The sequence below is a fragment of the Rhizomonospora bruguierae genome (genome assembly GCF_018397995.1).
Classification (GTDB): Bacteria; Actinomycetota; Actinomycetes; order Mycobacteriales; family Micromonosporaceae; genus Rhizomonospora; species Rhizomonospora bruguierae.
In genome coordinates this window covers 19769-36778 of the sequence record NZ_BBQH01000031.1, presented here as the reverse complement: position 1 = coordinate 36778, position 17010 = coordinate 19769, and the positions used below count along the sequence as shown (strand labels likewise).

General features: G+C 74.9%; 11 protein-coding genes. 9 read left to right on the top strand and 2 right to left on the bottom strand.

The window, feature by feature from the left end; all coding sequences use genetic code 11:
• The first annotated feature begins 3 nt into the window (after nt 1-3).
• The 4 genes from trpA to KJS59_RS17385 all read left to right on the top strand — a co-directional run bounded on the left by trpA (nt 4) and on the right by KJS59_RS17385 (nt 6716).
• Nucleotides 4-804, top strand: coding sequence for a tryptophan synthase subunit alpha (trpA, locus tag KJS59_RS17400; protein WP_213453962.1), 801 nt, complete (start codon nt 4-6; stop codon nt 802-804).
• Between the two features lie 85 nt (nt 805-889).
• Entirely contained in the window at nt 890-2077 is a 1188-nt protein-coding gene (lgt, locus tag KJS59_RS17395; protein WP_249714339.1) for a prolipoprotein diacylglyceryl transferase, read from the top strand.
• A 23-nt stretch (nt 2078-2100) separates the two neighbouring features.
• Nucleotides 2101-3309, top strand: coding sequence for an FAD-dependent oxidoreductase (locus KJS59_RS17390; protein WP_213453961.1), 1209 nt, complete (start codon nt 2101-2103; stop codon nt 3307-3309).
• Nucleotides 3310-3578: 269 nt separating this feature from the next.
• Nucleotides 3579-6716 (top strand): AfsR/SARP family transcriptional regulator, encoded by a 3138-nt coding sequence (locus tag KJS59_RS17385; protein WP_213453960.1) that lies wholly within the window; start codon nt 3579-3581, stop codon nt 6714-6716.
• Nucleotides 6717-7070: 354 nt separating this feature from the next.
• Here KJS59_RS17385 and KJS59_RS17380 read toward each other — a convergent pair whose 3' ends face one another.
• Complete coding sequence (locus KJS59_RS17380; RefSeq protein ID WP_213453959.1) at nt 7071-7409, bottom strand: hypothetical protein; 339 nt, start codon at nt 7407-7409, stop codon at nt 7071-7073.
• A 233-nt stretch (nt 7410-7642) separates the two neighbouring features.
• Between KJS59_RS17380 and KJS59_RS17375 the strand changes: the two genes are divergently transcribed.
• Both KJS59_RS17375 and KJS59_RS17370 read left to right on the top strand, forming a co-directional pair.
• Nucleotides 7643-8521, top strand: a complete 879-nt coding sequence (locus KJS59_RS17375; protein WP_213453958.1) for a helix-turn-helix domain-containing protein — start codon at nt 7643-7645, stop codon at nt 8519-8521.
• Nucleotides 8514-8708 (top strand): DUF397 domain-containing protein, encoded by a 195-nt coding sequence (locus KJS59_RS17370; RefSeq protein WP_213453957.1) that lies wholly within the window; start codon nt 8514-8516, stop codon nt 8706-8708. Before KJS59_RS17375 ends, KJS59_RS17370 begins: the two co-directional genes overlap by 8 nt.
• Before the next feature lie 70 nt (nt 8709-8778).
• Here KJS59_RS17370 and KJS59_RS17365 read toward each other — a convergent pair whose 3' ends face one another.
• Nucleotides 8779-9609 (bottom strand): GNAT family N-acetyltransferase, encoded by an 831-nt coding sequence (locus tag KJS59_RS17365; protein ID WP_213453956.1) that lies wholly within the window; start codon nt 9607-9609, stop codon nt 8779-8781.
• 162 nt (nt 9610-9771) lie between these two features.
• Here KJS59_RS17365 and gltB point away from each other — a divergent pair, with 162 nt between their 5' ends.
• From gltB to KJS59_RS17350, 3 genes are all read left to right on the top strand, one after another.
• Nucleotides 9772-14310 carry a glutamate synthase large subunit gene (gene gltB, locus KJS59_RS17360; protein ID WP_213453955.1) on the top strand — a complete coding sequence of 1513 codons (4539 nt, stop codon included), beginning with the start codon at nt 9772-9774 and terminating at the stop codon, nt 14308-14310.
• Nucleotides 14303-15781 (top strand): glutamate synthase subunit beta, encoded by a 1479-nt coding sequence (locus tag KJS59_RS17355; RefSeq protein WP_213453954.1) that lies wholly within the window; start codon nt 14303-14305, stop codon nt 15779-15781. The genes gltB and KJS59_RS17355 overlap by 8 nt, the downstream gene beginning before the upstream one ends.
• Nucleotides 15782-16027: 246 nt before the next feature.
• On the top strand, nt 16028-16837 hold the full coding sequence (locus tag KJS59_RS17350; RefSeq protein WP_213453953.1) for an SGNH/GDSL hydrolase family protein: 810 nt from the start codon (nt 16028-16030) through the stop codon (nt 16835-16837).
• The last annotated feature ends 173 nt before the right edge of the window (nt 16838-17010 follow it).

Here is a 17010-nt window from a genome sequence, read left to right as displayed (position 1 = left end):
GCTATGAGCGTCTCGGTCGCGTACGAGAAGGCCAGGGCCGAGGGCCGGGCCGCGCTGGTCGGCTACCTGCCGGCCGGGTTCCCCTCGGTGGCGGGTGGCGTGGCCGCGATCCGGGCGATCGTCGAGGCCGGCGTCGACCTGGTCGAGGTGGGGCTGCCCTACTCCGATCCGGTGATGGACGGCCCGGTCATCCAGGCGGCCAGCGACCGGGCGCTCGCCGCCGGGGTGCGCGTCGGCGATGTGCTGCGCACCGTGGAGGCGGTCGCCGGCGCGGGCGCGCCGGTGGTCGTGATGACGTACTGGAACCCGGTCGAGCGGTACGGCGTGGACGCCTTCGCCCGCGACCTGGCCGCCGCCGGGGGCAGCGGGCTGATCACGCCGGACCTGGTCCCGGACGAGGCGGACGAGTGGCTGGCCGCCTCCGACGCCCACCGGCTGGACCGGATCTTCCTGGTCTCCCCGTCCTCCACCGACGCCCGGATCGCGATGACCACCGCCCAGTGCCGCGGCTTCGTCTACGCGACCGCGGTCATGGGCGTCACCGGCGCCCGGGAGCGGACATCCGAGGCGGCACCGGCGCTGGTGGCCCGGGTCAAGGCGGTCACCGGGCTGCCGGTCGGCGTGGGTCTCGGGGTGCGCGACGGCGATCAGGCGGCGCGGGTCGGCTCCTACGCGGACGGGGTGATCGTGGGCAGCGCCCTGGTCAGCGCCCTGCTGGACGCCCCGGACGAGGCCAGCGGGCTGGCCGGGGTCCGGGCGGTGGCCGCCGACCTGGCCGCGGGCGTGCGCCGAGCCCAGCGCTGACCCGCGCGGCCGCGCCGGGGCGGCCGGAAGATTGCCCGGGCGCCGGTTCCCACGGGTGCCGGCGACAGCGGTAGCGTGTTCATCCGTGACGATCGCGTCGATACCGAGCCCCACCACCGCCGTCTGGCACGTCGGGGTGCTTCCGCTGCGCGCCTACGCGCTGTGCATCATCGCCGGCATCGTGGTCGCGTGCGTGGTGACCGAGCGGCGGATGCGCCGCCGCGGCGTTCAGCCCTGGGCGGTGCTGGATCTCGCGGTCTGGGCGGTGCCGTTCGGCATCGTCGGCGCCCGGATCTACCACATCGCCACCTCCTGGCAGGACTACTTCGGCGCGGGCCGTGAGCCGCTGAAGGCGCTGTTCATCTGGGAGGGCGGCCTCGGCATCTGGGGCGCGGTGGCCGGCGGCGCGGTGGGCGCCTGGCTCGGCTGCCGGCAACTGGGCATCCCGCTGTCTGTGCTGGCCGACTCGTTCGCCCCCGGGCTGCCGCTGGCCCAGGCGGTCGGCCGGGTCGGCAACTGGTTCAACAACGAGTTGTACGGCGGGCGCACGACCCTGCCCTGGGGTCTTCAGATCCACGACATGGACCCGAACAACCCGGGGCACGCCGCCACCGACGCCGACGGCAAGCCCATCCTGCTCGAGGGCCTCTACCACCCCACCTTCCTCTACGAGGCGATCTGGGACGTCGGGGTGGCGGTGCTGGTCTTCGCGCTGGACCGGCGGTTCAAGTTCGGCCGGGGGCGGGCGTTCGCCCTCTACGTGATGGGTTACACCGCCGGCCGGGCGTGGATCGAGGCGATGCGCACCGACCCGGCCAACCACATCCTCGGCGTCCGGCTGAATGTCTGGACGGCGCTGCTGGTCTTCATCGGCGCGCTGATCTACTTCCTGCGAGTGCGCGGCGCCCGGGAGTACCTGGTGCCCGCGAGCGCCATCACGGCCGCGCCCGCCGCGGTGCCGGCGGCGGTCGCCGCCGGCGGGGCGACCGGCGCGGCGACCCCGGCCGAGGGCGAGGGGGAGCCGCCGCCGACCGGCGGGGAGGGCCCGGGGTACCGGGTGGTCAGCGAGGCGCAGTTCCACCGGTACCAGGCCAGCGGGGTGGTGCCGCCCGACGACGAGGACGACGGCGCCGACCTGATCGACCCCGATCGGCCGCCCCTGGACGAGTTCGCCGACGACTCGGACGACGAGGTCCAGATCCCCGACGAGGGCCCCGACGACCCGCCCGAGGGCGGGCCGGAGCGCGCGGACGAGGAACCGTCGGCGAAGTAGTACCGGGTGAGAGGAGCAGCCAGATGCGGTCGGCCGTGGTGGTGGGCGCGGGGATCGGCGGCCTGGCGGCGGCCGGTGCGTTGGCCCGCTCCGGCTGGCAGGTGACGCTGCTGGAGCGCGCCGACCGGATCCGGGTCGACAAGGCCGCCCTGCTCGTCTGGCCCAACGGGCTCCGCGCGCTGCGCGCCCTCGGGCTGCACGCCGGCCTGTCGGCGATCGCGACCCCGGTGCGGCACGGCGGGGTGCGCCGCCCGGACGGCCAGTGGCTCGCGCAGCCCGGCGTCGACCCCGCCCGCGAGGCGGACCTGCCGGTCGTGGTGCACCGCGAGGATCTGCACGACACGCTGGTGGCCGGCCTCGGCGCCGACATCGAGATCCACACCGGTGTCGCGGTGCGCTCGGTGCGGGCCAACGCCGGCGAGCGCCCCGCCGTCAGCGACGGGCGCACCACCTGGGAGGCCGACCTGGTCGTCGGCGCCGACGGCATCGACAGCATGGTCCGGCGCCGGCTCGCCCCCGAGTCGCTCGCCGTCAGCGCCGGGTGCACCGCCTGGCGCGCGGTCATCCCCTGGTACCGGGCGCCGCGCCTGCCCGAGGACCAGCCCGTCGGCGGCGAGACCCTCGGCGCCGGGTACCGCTTCATCGCCGCGTCGCTCGGCGAGCGGGGCTCGTCCGGCGGCTCCGTGCGCGGCGGCATCTACTGGATCGCCACCGCCACCGGCGCGCCCCGCCCGGAGCCGCCGGCCACCCAGCTGGTCCTGCTGCGGCGCTGGTTCGCCGGCTGGCACGCCCCCATCGGGGAGCTGCTGGCCGCCACCGACCCGGAGGACGTGGTCCAGCACGCGGTCCGCGAGTTGCGTCCACTGCCCCGCGGGTACGGCTTCCCGGCCGGCACCGGCGGCTTCGTGCTGCTCGGCGATGCCGCCCACGCCATGCCGCACCACCTCGGCCAGGGCGCCTGCCTGGCGTTCGAGGACGCCGCCACGCTCGCCACCGTCGTCCACGACGCGGTGCCGGGGGAGGCCCTGCGCTCGGCGGTCGACGCGTACAACCGGGTGCGCCGGCCCCGCGCGGCGCGCATCGTGCGGCAGACCCGCCGCATGGGCGCGGTCGTCCAGGCCCGCGGCCGGTTGGCGCTGCGGGCCCGGGACGCGGCGCTGGGCTCGCTGTCCCCGCGCCTACTCGACCGCGCCGCCACCACCGCCGCGAGTTGGCGCCCCCCGCGGCGTTGACCCCGCGGCGTTGCCCCGCAGCGCCGGCCCCGGCGGCGCTGGTCTCGCGGCGTTGACCCCGCGGCGTTGCCTCGCAGCGCCGGGCCTCGCAGCGCTGGCCCAGCAGCGCCGACCCCGTGGCGCCGGCCTCGCGGTGCTGGCGCTCGGGTGGGGGAGGCCCATCGGGCGTGCGGGTTTGGCCCGGAATCCGACCGAGCCGATCCGAACGGGTGCTGTCGGAGCGGCCCGGCATTGCGCACACTGACCGGTATTCGCCGAGGGGGTGAGCCGTGCCCGGTGGCCAGACCAGCAGATCCGCGCCGCACGCGGGACTGGTGGTGTGTGCGCTGGGCCCGGTCCGGCTGGCGGACCCGGTGGCCGACGCGCGGCTCGCCGCGGGGCCTGCGCGGGAACTGCTCGGTGTGCTCGCGTTGCGCGCGGGCGAGCGGGTGGCGCCGGCCGAGATCCGGGCCGCGCTGCCGCAGCTGCCGGTCCGGCCCGCCGCGGGCGCGCTGCGGTCGGCGTTCGCGGAGGCGGGGCTGTCGGCGTTCCTCGCGCCGGACGACTTCCGGCTCGTCCACGGCGACCGGGTGGACGTGGCGCGGTTCCAGCGCGGCGTGTCCCGGGCGCTTGCCCACCTGCGCGCCGGTGACCTGTTCGCCGCCCTCGACGGCTTCGAGCGGGCGCTGCGGCTGTGGCCCCGCGACCCGGCCGTGGAGGCGCTGTCCGGCGTCGCCGTGCACGGGTGGGCCGCCGCGCAGGTCACCCGCCTGCGCGAGCTGCGCCTGAGCGCCATCGAGGAGCGGGTCGCCTGCTCGCTGCGGCTGGCCTGGGCCGCCGTGGACGCGTCGGGCGCGCCGGTCGCCCCGCCGGACAGCGCGCACATCGCGGACGCGGCGCTCGCCGCCGCCCGGGCCGACGTGGACGGGTTGGCGCCGGTCCTGGTCGCGCACCCGGTGCGGGAGCGGCTCTGGGAACTGGTCGTCGTCGCGGCGTACCTGACCGGCGGTCGGCGGGCCGCTGCCGAGGCGTACGAGCGCGCCACCGCCGCCTATGCCGACCAGCTCGGCGTGCCGCCCGGTGCCCGGCTGCGGGAGCTGGCGCTGGCCGCGGAGCGGGGCGAACTGGGCGCCGACTGGCGTCTGGGTGAGCCGGCGGCCCGGCCCGCGGCCCGGCCGGAGCCGAGCGGCGCCGCGCCGGCCGAGCCCGCCTCCGGGGAGTACCCCTCGCTGGCCCCGCTGCCGATCCCGCTGACCAGCCTGATCGGCCGGGAGCGGCTGCTGTCCGAGGTGGCCGGCGCGCTCGGTGACGCCCGCCTGGTGACGCTCACCGGACCGGGCGGCTGCGGCAAGACCCGGCTGGCCGTCGCGGCCGCCCGTCGGGCCGTTGACGACCCGTCCTCCCGCCGGTCCGCCGCGTTCGTGGACCTCGCCGCCGTGGACCGCGCCGACCGGGTACCCGCGGCGGTCGCCACCGCGCTCGCGGTCCGCGACGAGCCCGGCCTGGACCCGGTCAGCGGCATCGTCGCCCGGTACTCGTCCGGGCCGGCACCGCTGGTGGTGCTGGACAACTGCGAGCACCTGCTGGGCGCCTGCGCGGACCTGGTCGACCGGCTGCTGGACCGGTGCCCGGGGGTGCGGGTCCTGGCCACGAGCCGCAGCCCGCTGCGTATCCGCGGCGAGAAGGTGGTCGCCGTCCCGCCGCTGTCCACGCCCCACCCGGGTCAGGGGCACACCCTCGACGGGCTCGCCGAGTACCCGGCGAGCCGGCTGTTCCTCGACCGGGCCCGCGACCGCACCGGGCGGCCGCTGCCCGAATCCGCCGCGGCGGCGGTCGCCGCGCTCTGCGCCGAACTGGACGGCCTGCCGCTGGCCATCGAACTGGCCGCCGCCCGCACCTCGGTGCTGGACGTGCCGCAGATCGCCGCCCGGGTCCGGGCCGATCTGCGGTTGCTCAGCAGCAGCGACCCGACCGCCCCGGAGCGGCACCGCACGCTGACCGCCGCGGTCGAGTCCAGCGTCGACCTGCTCAGCCCGCCGTCCCGCGCCCTGTTCGCGCGGCTCGCCGTCTTCCCGGGCACCTTCGACCGGGCCGCCGCGGTGGCGCTCGGCTCGCCCGGAGCGCCGCCTGACCCGTCCGAGGCGCTGGACGAGTTGGTCCGCGCCTCGCTGGTGGAGCCCGCCGGCGGCCACGAGACCCGGTACCGGCTGCTGGGCACGGTCCGCCGGGTGGCCCAGCTGGCGCTGTTCGCCGCCGGGGACGAGCCGGCCGCCCGGTCCGCCCACGCCGGGCATTACCTGGCCGTCGCCGAGCGTTGCGACGCCGAACTCGCCGGCCCCGAGTTGCCCCGCGCGCTGGCGGTGCTCGGTACCGAGTGGCCCAACCTGCTGGCCGCCACCGCCTGGTTCGCCGCCGAGCAGGCCGGCGGCGGGTACGGCGACCTGCGCCTGGCGACGGCGCTCGCCTCGTACTGCCGGCTGCGCGGCCATTACCGTGACGGGCGCGGATGGCTGGCCGCGGCGCTGGACCGCAACCGCGCAGCGCCGCCGGCGCTGCGCGCCCCGGCCGCGATCGGCGCGGCCATGCTGGCGATGCTGCTGTGCGACTACCCGGCCGCCGCCGGGCACGCCGAGCGGGCCCGCGCGGACTGCGAGCGCATCGGCGACCGGCGCGGCCGCGCCCGGGCCGAGTCGATCCTCGGTTCGATCGCCCGCGAGCGGGGCGAGTACGCCGCCTCCGCCGAGCACCTCGACCTGGCCGCCGTCGAGTACGCCGAACTGGGCGACGAGTCCGGCGAGGCGCGGATGACGCAGTTGCGCGGCTTCACCGCCTGGCTGCGCGGCGACCTCGACCGTGCCGAGCCCCGCCTGCGCGCCTGCCTGCGCCGCTTCGAGCGGCTCGGCGACGGCGAGGCGATGGCCGACGCCCTGACCCACCTGGGCGCGGTCGCCCACTACCGGGGCGACGGCGACCGGGCCGCCGCGCTGCTGGACGCGTCGCTGGAGCGGTACGCGTCGCTCGGCTTCCCGGAGGGCGTGGCGTGGGCGCACAACCTGCGCGGCCTGGTCGAGTTGGCGGCCGGGCACACCGCCCGCGCGGGCGAGTTGCTCACCGAGAGCCTGCGCGTGCACCGGCAGGTCGGCGACCGCTGGCGCACCGCCAGCGTGCTGTGCGCCCTCGCCGAGGTCGCCCGCCAGGAGGGCGCCCCCCGCCGCGCGGCCCGCCTCCTCGGTGCCGCGGCCCGCATCCACGCCGAGATCGGCACCCCCATCCCGGCCTGCGAGCGCGCCGACGTGCTGGGTACCGAGGCCGCCCTGCGCGCCGTGCTCGGCGACGCCGCCTTCGACGCCGCCTTGGACGCCGGCCGCGACACCCCGCTCGACGGCATCCTCGCGGACCGCGCCAACCCCACGTACGCCTACTTCTGACCCACGACGCGCGCCCGCCGGTGCCCGATGATCGAACGACAGGCGCGGGGGCCTTTCTGTGTTTCTAGGCGCACGGTGGGCGCTGCACTCGCCGGGGTGGTGCGGGTCTTCCCCAGCAATCCCGGGGGATCGTGCCCTGCACCATGGCCAGGAAGCGCTCCTGCGTTTCCCGGTCCGCCCGGCGCAGAAGCTCGTCAAGCAGTGCCCGATTGAACAGGGTGGGACGCCGAGCCCCCAGTTCCCACTGACCGGCCGAGCCGTGCGAGAGCCCCAGCGTCCGACCGAAGTCGGTCATCGACATCCGGTGCGCGAGTCGCAGCGCCTGTATCTGGCGCGGGCTCCAGTCAACAACGATCACGCTTCGTCCTCATCCGCGAGCGACTCGGGCCGAGCGGCCGGGGCGGGAGGCTGTTGCTGGCGCAGTGCGTCCGCGCGGACGACGACGTTCTGGTGCGCGCCGTCCTTGTCGGCCAGCACTTCGACGCCGAGCAGGCGCACCCATTCGATTGACGGATGACTCGCTTCGGGTGGGACGTGGGTGATGCGGAGCTTGAGGTTGCCGCGACCGTTCAGGTAGTCGGCCCGGTCAAGCTCGACCACCTGTCCAACCTGGACGAGCGGCCGGTGCCGGTCGTACTCGATGGGCTGGTTGCGGTGGTGGTCGCGGAAGTACCACGCGGCGCGGTCAGGCATGGCGCTCTCCCCTCGGTGAGTGTGTGGGCGCGACGCCAACCGCGTGGTAGTGCTGTATCGCCGGGGAGCGGTAACTGCACAGCAGGTTGGCGCCGCGCCCTGCGGGTAGCATCGGCCACACTGGACTGTGGTGCAATATGGTGCAGTGCAAGTCGCACCACTTTTGCTAGGGTGCGGCACAGTGCGACATTCAGGCGTGCGGGATGCAACACCTACACCCATTGGGGGAGCCAATGAGCGATGCGGGGTCCAGCGTCCCGCGCCGGCAGCTTGGGCGGTACCTTCGCCAGGCCCGCGAGGCGGCCGGGATCACCTTCGAGGCGGCGGCGGGGCAACTGGAGGTGCACCGCACGACGCTGTACCGGATCGAGCAGGGCAAGAACGCCGTCCGGGCCATGAACGTGGCCAACATGTGCCGGCTGTACGGCTGCACGGACGAGCTGACCCAGGCCCTGATGAGCCTTGCCCGGGAGACCAACTCGCGGGGCTGGTGGCAGTCCTACGGGGACGCCGTGCCCACCTGGTTCGAACTGTACGTGGGGCTGGAGGCCGCAGCCGACACCCTGCGGCATTACGAACTGAACCTCATCCCGGGCCTGCTCCAGACTCCCGCCTACGTGGCGGCCGTCATGCGAACCGAGCCCGGCCGGCGACCCGAGGACGTGGAGAAGGCCGTCGCCATGCGGCTGGAGCGCCAGAAGCTGCTGGCGCGTTACCTCCCGTCCGCCCCAGAGCTGACGGCGATCATCGCCGAGCACGTCTTGCGGGCCCGCCTACCGGGGCAGGCGATGGCGGAGCAGCTTGACCACCTGATTGGTGTAGGCAGGGCCGGGACGGCCGCGATCCGCGTGCTGCCGGCGGCGACCGGCCCACACCTGGCCTCGCCGGCTGGCTCGTTCGTAATCCTGGGCTTCCCGGCCCGCAACGGCAACGGCGATCGAGAGCCAACGACCGTTTACTGCGAGTCACTGACCGGTGCGTTGTACCTGGACAAGCCGGCCGAGGTCGCCGCGTACGAACGGGCCTGGAAGTCGCTAGAAGCTCTGGCGCTGGATGAGAGAGAATCGGAGAAAGTGATGCAGTCGATCAGGGGGAGCGGTCACCATGAGTGATCTCACGGGCGCCATCTGGCGCAAGAGCACGCGGAGCGGTGGTAACGGCGGTAACTGCGTCGAGGTTGCCGACAACCTGCCCAACGTGGTCGGCGTGCGCGACAGTAAGGACCCGGCCGGGCCTGCCCTGACGTTCTCTCGCGAGGTCTGGCGGGAGTTCATTGAGGACGTCAAGGCAAACCACTGAGCCAGAAGCAGAAAGTCCCCCGCCTTTATGGCGGGGGACTTTCTGCGGCGCGGAGCTGGACCAGTTCGGATCAGGCGGTGGGTTCGGCGATGCAGGCGGTGCCGACCCGGCGGAAGCCGACGCGGGCGTAGACGCGGGCGATGTCGTCGCTGCCGGCGGAGAGGAAGACGGTGGTGACGCCGTCGGCGAGCAGGCGGCGGGCCAGGGCGGCGGTGAGGGTGGCGGCGTAGCCGCGGCGGCGGGCGGCGGGGAGGGTGGCGACGCCGACGATCTCGGCGGCGCTGTCGAGGGCTTGGGCGTAGCCGCTGGCGACGGCGCCCTCGCCGGGCACCTCGACGAGCGCGGAGACGGCGCGCCCGTCGAGATGGCGTTGGCGTTCGTGGGCCAGGCCGGCCCCGGTGGGCTCGGCGAGCGCGGCGTCGCGCTCGTCGGGGCCCTCGGCGGCGCGGGCGGTGCCGGGTGCGGCGAAGCCGACGGCCGCCACAGCGCGGCGCGCGGCCACGTCGGCGGGGAACGCCGGGGCGGCCGGGTCCAGCAGGCGCACCGGAACGTCCGTCGCGGCGGGCAGGGCGTCCGGGTCGAGCACCAGCAGCGGGGCCTCGAGCACGACCAGGCCGGCGGAGCGGGCCACGGCGAGCAGGTCGGGGTGCAGGTCGTGGACCCATTCGAACGCCTCGGGCAGGCCCAGTTCGCGCTGCCGGGCGCGGACTGCCATAATGTCCGCCGCATCAGGTATGGCCGTTCGGCTCGCTGGTCGGGCGTAGAACGGCCAGCTCGGTCCTTCGTTCACGAACAGCAGCAGCGAGCCGAAGTCCTCCACCCGCGCGCGGTCCCGCGGTGCCGCGTCGTAGAAGGTCTCCAGTCGCGAAAGTAGCGCACCCGTCGTGCCCGAGTCGCTCATCGCGCGAGGATACCGGGCCGATTCGGGCCGCCGGGTGGGTGCCGGGTCCATGTGATTCTTTCGTGGTGGCGGGCCACCCGCAGCCTTAACGTACACTCAGTACCCCCCAGGGCCGACGTCGTCCCGACCCCCCGTAGTCACAAATCGACGTCAGGAGGCCAGGTGGCTTTCCCGTATCCCCAGGGGCTGTACGACCCGGCGACCGAACGCGACGCCTGCGGCGTCGCCTTCGTCGCCGACCTGCACGGCCGGCGCTCGCACGACGTGGTCGCCAAGGGGCTGGCCGCGCTGCGCCGGCTGGACCACCGGGGCGCGCGGGGCGCCGAGCCGGACACCGGCGACGGCGCCGGCATCCTGATTCAGGTTCCGGACGCGTTCTACCGCTCGGTCGTGCCCTTCCCGCTGCCGCCGGCGGGGCGGTACGTGACGGGCCTGGCGTTCCTGCCCGGCGACGCGGCGCGGCGCGGCCGCGCGGTCCGGGTGCTGGAGAAGTACGCGCTGGTGGAGGGCGCCGAGATCCTGGGCTGGCGGGACGTGCCGGTCGAGCCGGCGGGGCTGGGCGAGACCGCCGAGCGGGCCCGCCCGCTGATCCGCCAGGTGTTCCTGGCCGCGTGCGACCTGGCCACCGGGGAGCCGCTGGAGGGCATCGCACTGGAGCGGGTGGCCTTCTGCGTGCGCAAGCAGGCCGAGCGGGAGACCCGCGAGCGGGGTGTGCCGCTGTACTTCCCGTCGCTGTCCGGCCGGACCATGGTCTACAAGGGCATGCTGACCCCGGACCAGCTTCCCGGCTTCTTCCCCGACCTGCGGGACGAGCGGGTGGCGAGCGCGATCGCGCTGGTGCATTCCCGGTTCTCCACGAACACGTTCCCGTCCTGGCCGCTGGCCCACCCGTACCGGCTGATCGCGCACAACGGCGAGATCAACACGATCCGCGGCAACCGGAACTGGATGAACGCCCGGGAGGCGCTGCTCGCGTCGGCGACCATCCCGGGCAGCCTCCGGCGGATCCTGCCGGTCTGCACGCCGGACGCCTCCGACTCGGCGAACTTCGACGAGGTCCTGGAGTTGCTGCACCTGGCCGGGCGCGGCCTGCCGCACGCGGTCCTCATGATGATCCCGCAGGCGTGGGAGAACGACCCGCACATGGAGCCGGCGAAGCGGGCGTTCTACCGCTTCCATGCCAGCCTGATGGAGCCGTGGGACGGGCCGGCGTCGGTGGCGTTCTCCGACGGCTCGATCGTCGGCGCGGTGCTGGACCGCAACGGCCTGCGCCCGGGCCGCTGGTGGCTGACCGCGGACGGCCTGGTCGTGCTGGGCAGCGAGGCCGGCGTGCTGGACCTGGACCCGGCGACCGTGGTGCGCAAGGGCCGCCTCCAGCCGGGCCGGATGTTCCTGGCCGACACGGCAACCGGCCGGATCGTCGAGGACGACGAGATCAAGGCGGAACTGGCCGCCGCCGAGCCGTACGGGGACTGGCTGCGCGCCGGGCTGATCCACCTGGCCGACCTGCCCGAGCGCGAGCACATCGGCTACCCGCACGACTCGGTGCAGCGCCGGCAGCAGACCTTCGGGTACACCGAGGAGGAGCTGAAGATCTTCGTCGAGCCGATGGCGCGCACCGGCGCGGAGCCGATCGGTTCGATGGGTACCGACACGCCGATCTCGCCGCTGTCCCGCCGCCCGCGGCTGCTGTACGACTACTTCCACCAGCTGTTCGCGCAGGTGACCAACCCGCCGCTGGACGCCATCCGGGAGGAGCTGATCACCAGCCTGGCCAGCACGATCGGCCCGGAGGGGAACCTGCTGAAGCCGGGTCCGGCCAGCTGCCGGCAGATCCTGCTGCCGTACCCGGTCATCGACAACGACGAGCTGGCCAAGATCCTCTCGATCGACGAGGACGGCGACCTGCCCGGCTTCAAGGCGGTCCGGGTCTCCGGCCTGTACCGGCTGCGCGACGGCGGGGCGGGGCTGCGCGCCCGGCTGGTCGAGATCTGCCGGCACGTCTCCGAGGCGATCGAGGACGGGGTGCGGATCCTGGTCCTGTCCGACCGGGATTCCACCGCCGACCTGGCGCCGATCCCGTCGCTGCTGCTGACCGCGGCGGTGCACCAGCACCTGATCCGGGAGCAGACCCGCACCCAGGTCGCCCTGATCGTGGAGTCCGGCGACTGCCGGGAGGTGCACCACGCGGCGGTGCTGCTCGGGTACGGCGCGGCGGCGGTGAACCCGTACCTGGCGTTCGAGTCGGTGGAGGATCTGATCGCCACCGGCGCCCTGCCGGGCGTCGAGCCGGCGACGGCGATCCGCAACTACGTGAAGGCGCTCGGCAAGGGCGTTCTGAAGATCATGTCCAAGATGGGCATCTCGACCGTCTCGTCGTATCGCGGGGCGCAGGTGTTCGAGGCGGTCGGCCTGGACCCGCAGCTCGTCGAGCGGTACTTCGCCGGCACCTCCAGCAAGATCGGCGGGGTGGGGCTGGACGGCGTGCACGCCGAGATCGCCGCCCGGCACGCCAAGGCGTACCCGGCCAACGACGCCGAGCGCAGCCACCGCCGGCTGGAGGTGGGCGGCGAGTACCAGTGGCGCCGCGAGGGCGAACTGCACCTGTTCAACCCCGAGACGGTGTTCCTGCTCCAGCACGCCACCCGCAGCGGCCAGTACGACGTGTTCCGCAGGTACACGGCGAAGGCGGACGCGCTGGCCGCGGCGGCCGGCTCGCTGCGCGGTCTGTTCGAGTTCCGCACCCGGGGGCAAAAGCCGATCCCGCTGGACGAGGTGGAGCCCGCCGGGTCGATCGTGCGCCGGTTCGCGACCGGTGCCATGTCGTACGGGTCGATCTCGGCGGAGGCGCACGAGACGCTCGCGATCGCGATGAACCGGCTGGGCGGCCGGTCCAACACCGGCGAGGGCGGCGAGGACCCGGAGCGGCTGTACGACCCGCACCGGCGCTCGTCGGTCAAGCAGATCGCCAGCGGGCGGTTCGGCGTCACCGCCGAGTACCTGGTGAACGCGGACGACCTGCAGATCAAGATGGCCCAGGGTGCCAAGCCCGGCGAGGGCGGCCAGTTGCCGGGCTACAAGGTCTGGCCGTGGATCGCCCGGACCCGGCACGCCACGCCGGGGGTCGGGCTGATCTCGCCGCCGCCGCACCACGACATCTACTCCATTGAGGACCTGGCCCAGCTGGTGCACGACCTGAAGTGCGTGAACCCGCGCTCGCGGGTGCACGTGAAGCTGGTCTCCGAGGTCGGCGTGGGCACGGTGGCGGCCGGCGTGGCGAAGCTGCGCGCGGACGTGGTCCTGATCTCCGGGCACGACGGGGGCACCGGCGCCTCCCCGCTGAACTCGCTCAAGCACGCCGGCACGCCGTGGGAGCTGGGCCTGGCCGAGACGCAGCAGACGCTGCTGCTGAACGGGCTGCGGGACCGGATCACGGTGCAGGTGGACGGGCAGCTCAAGACCGGCCGGGACGTGGTGATCGCCGCGCTGCTCGGCGCGGAGGAGTTCGGCTTCGCCACCGCGCCGCTGATCGTCTCCGGCTGCGTCATGATGCGGGTCTGCCACCTGGACACCTGCCCGGTCGGCATCGCCACGCAGAACCCGGTGCTGCGTGAGCGGTTCACCGGGCGGCCCGAGTTCGTGGAGAACTTCTTCCTGTTCCTGGCCGAGGAGGTGCGGGAGTACCTGGCCCGGTTGGGCCTGCGCGGCATCGACGAGGCGGTGGGCCGGGTCGACCTGCTGGACACCCGGCCGGCGGTGGAGCACTGGAAGGCCCGGGGCATGGACCTGTCCCCGGTGCTGCACCTGCCGGAACTGCCCGAAGGGGCGGCCCTGCGCAAGGTGCGGGAGCAGGACCACGGACTGCGCTTCGCGCTGGACAACGAGCTGCTGGAGATCGCCGCGCCGGCGCTGGCCGACGGCACACCGGTGCGCGCCGCGGTCGCGGTGCGCAACGAGCACCGCAGCGTCGGCGCGATGCTCGGCGGCGAGGTGGCCCGCCGCTACGGCGGGGCGGGCCTGCCCGACGGCACGATCGAGGTGACCCTCAACGGCACCGCCGGCCAGTCGTTCGGCGCCTTCCTGCCGGGCGGGGTCACGCTGCGGCTGCACGGTGACGCCAACGACTACGTCGGCAAGGGCCTGTCCGGCGGGCGGCTGGTGGTCCGCCCGGCCGCCGCCGCGCCGTTCGCCGCCGAGGACCAGATCATCGCCGGCAACACCATCCTGTACGGGGCGACCGGCGGCGAGCTGTTCCTGCGGGGGCGGGTCGGCGAGCGCTTCGCGGTGCGCAACTCGGGCGCGGTCGCGGTCGTGGAGGGGGTCGGTGACCACGGCTGCGAGTACATGACCGGCGGCACGGTGGCGGTGCTCGGCCCGACCGGGCGCAACTTCGCCGCCGGCATGTCCGGCGGGACGGCGTTCGTCTGGCGGCTCGACCCGCACCGGGTGAACACCGAACTGGTCGGCCTGGAGCCGGTCTCGGAGCAGGACGCGGTGACCCTGCGCGCGCTGGTCGAGCGGCATTTCGCCGAGACCGGCTCGGCGGTGGCCGAGCGGCTGCTCACCCGGTGGCCGGCGGCGGTCACCGAGTTCACCGCGGTGGTACCGCGGGATTACAAGCGAGTCATGGAGGCGATGCGGGCCGCCGAAGCCGCCGGCCGGGACGTCGACACGGCAGTGATGGAGGCGGCACGTGCCTGACCCGAACGGCTTCCTGCGGTATCCCCGGCGCCTGCCGGCCCGCCGGCCGGTCCCGGTGCGCATCCGGGACTGGAAGGAGGTGTACCCGGCGGCCACCGACGAGTTGATCCGCGAGCAGGCCACCCGCTGCATGGACTGCGGCATCCCGTTCTGCCACGAGGGCTGCCCGCTCGGCAACCGGATCCCGGACTGGAACGACCTGGTCCGCACGGACGCGTGGGCGTTCGCCAGCGAGGCCCTGCACGCGACGAACAACTTCCCGGAGTTCACCGGCCGGCTGTGCCCGGCGCCGTGCGAGGCCGCCTGCGTGCTCGGCATCGGGTCCGACCCGGTCGCCATCAAGCAGGTCGAGGTGGAGATCAGCAACCGGGCGTTCGCCCGCGGGTACGTCCGGCCGCGGCCGGCGCCGGAGCGTTCCGGCCGGTCGGTGGCGGTGGTCGGTTCCGGCCCCGCCGGGTTGGCCGCCGCCCAGCAGCTCGCCCGCGCCGGTCACGCCGTGACCGTGTACGAGCGCGACGACGCGATCGGCGGGCTCATGCGGTACGGCATCCCCGACTTCAAGCTGGAGAAGCAGCACATCGACCGGCGCCTCGACCAGTTGGCCGCGGAGGGCGTGGTGTTCCGCACGTCCGTGAACGTCGGCGTGGACGTCACCGGCGAGCAGCTGCGCGCCGACCACGACGCGGTGCTGCTGGCCTGCGGCGCGCTCGCCGGCCGGGACGCGCCCGAGACGCCGGGGCGCTCGCTGCGCGGCGTGCACCTGGCGATGGCGCACCTGGTGGCGGCGAACCGGGCGGTGAGCGGGCGCGCCGCCGGCCCGCCGGCCATCGACGCGGCCGGCCGGCACGTGGTCATCATCGGCGGCGGCGACACGGCGGCGGACTGCCTCGGCGTCGCGCACCGCCAGGGCGCCGCCGGCATCCACCAGCTCGACCTGTACCCGGAGCCGCCGCAGGCCCGGGACGGCGCCCGCGACCCGTGGCCCACCTGGCCCTGGGTGCTGCGCACCTACCCGGCGCACGAGGAGGGCGGCGACCGCCTGTTCGCCGTCGCGGTGCGGGAGTTCGTGGATGACGGCACCGGCCGGGTCCGGGCCGTGCGCGTCGCCGAGGTCGGCGTCGAGAAGGTGGCCGGGCGCCGGGTCGTCACCGTGGCACCGGGTACCGAGCGGGAGCTCCCGGCGGACCTGGTGCTGCTGGCCATCGGCTTCGAGGGCACCGAGGACCAGCCGCTGCTGGCCCAGCTCGGTGTGGTCCGCAACCGGGCGGGCGCGGTGGACGCCGCCCCGGACTGGCGGGCCGCCGACGGCGTGTTCGTCGCGGGGGACATGCACCGCGGCGCGTCGCTGATCGTGTGGGCGATCGCGGAGGGGCGCGCCGCCGCGGCGGCGATCCACTCGTACCTGGGCGGGGTGGGTTCGCTCCCCACCCCGCTGGACCCGTCCGCCCGCCCGCTCACCGCGACCTGCTGATCGGCTCGGCCGCCCCGCCCGGCGACCGCGGGGCGGGGCGCCGCGCGGCGGCGGCACCCGGGCCCCCGGGCCCGCGTGCTGCGCTGGCCCGCGCCCGCTGCCCGCGCCCGCGCCCGCCGCCGATTCGCCCAAGTACTTCCATAGATTTAATTGTTTCGATAGCATTACCCGGCAGTAACCCCCGCACCCTCTCGGCCACGCGCGCGGCCACGAGGCGATCCCCGTCGCCCCTCGTGGAGGTGGTCCATGCCGCTTCGCCCGCTGGTCCGCGCCGTCCTCGCGCTGACCCTGACCGCCGCCGGCAGCCTCGCCGCCGTCCTGGTTACCACCGCACCCGCGCAGGCCGCCCTGGCCGACCGCTACGTCGCCCTCGGCGACTCCTACTCCTCCGGCGTCGGCGCCGGCTCGTACGACGGGTCGGGCTGCACGCGCAGTTCGGTCGCGTACGGCCCGCTGTGGGCCGCGAACCACAGCTCGCCGTCGTTCGCGTTCGCCGCGTGCAGCGGGGCGACGACCGACGACGTGCTCGCCGGCCAGCTCTCCTCGATCACGTCGGCCACCACCCTCGTCACCATCACGATCGGCGGCAACGACGCCGGCTTCGTGGCCGTCGTCGGCACCTGCCAACTGGCCACCGACGACGCCTGCCGGGCCGCCGTGGCGACCAGCACGGCGTACGCCAGCACGATCCTGCCCGGCCGGCTCGACCGCACGTACGCGGCCGTCAAGAGCCGCGCGCCGGGCGCCCGGCTGGTGGTGCTCGGGTACCCGCGGCTGTTCGAGACGGGCAGCGCCGGTTGCGGCCTGCTCGGGATGAGCGTGGCCAAGCGGCAGGCGCTGAACACCGGCGCGGACACGCTCGCCACGGTGATCCGGTCCCGGGCCGCGGCGGCCGGCGCGACGTTCGTGGACGTGCGCTCGATTTTCGCCGGCCACGGGGTGTGCGGCTCGTCCCCGTGGATCAATGGGATCACCGCGCTGACCGGAGCCTTCCACCCGAACGCCACCGGGCAGCGTTCGGGCTATCTGGCCGCCCTGACCGCCGCCGTCGGATAGCCGCGGTTCCATGACCGCCCGCCCCGGCCGGGGCGGGCGGTCGCGCGTCCGGCACGGCGCCTTCGCCCGGGAGGTCCCCGGCTCACACCGCCCTGGTTAAGCTGTCTCGCGAGCGGCCGACGATGCCCGCCCGGGCCCTGGTGGATGAGAGGGGTCGGCCCCGGCGCCGGCCC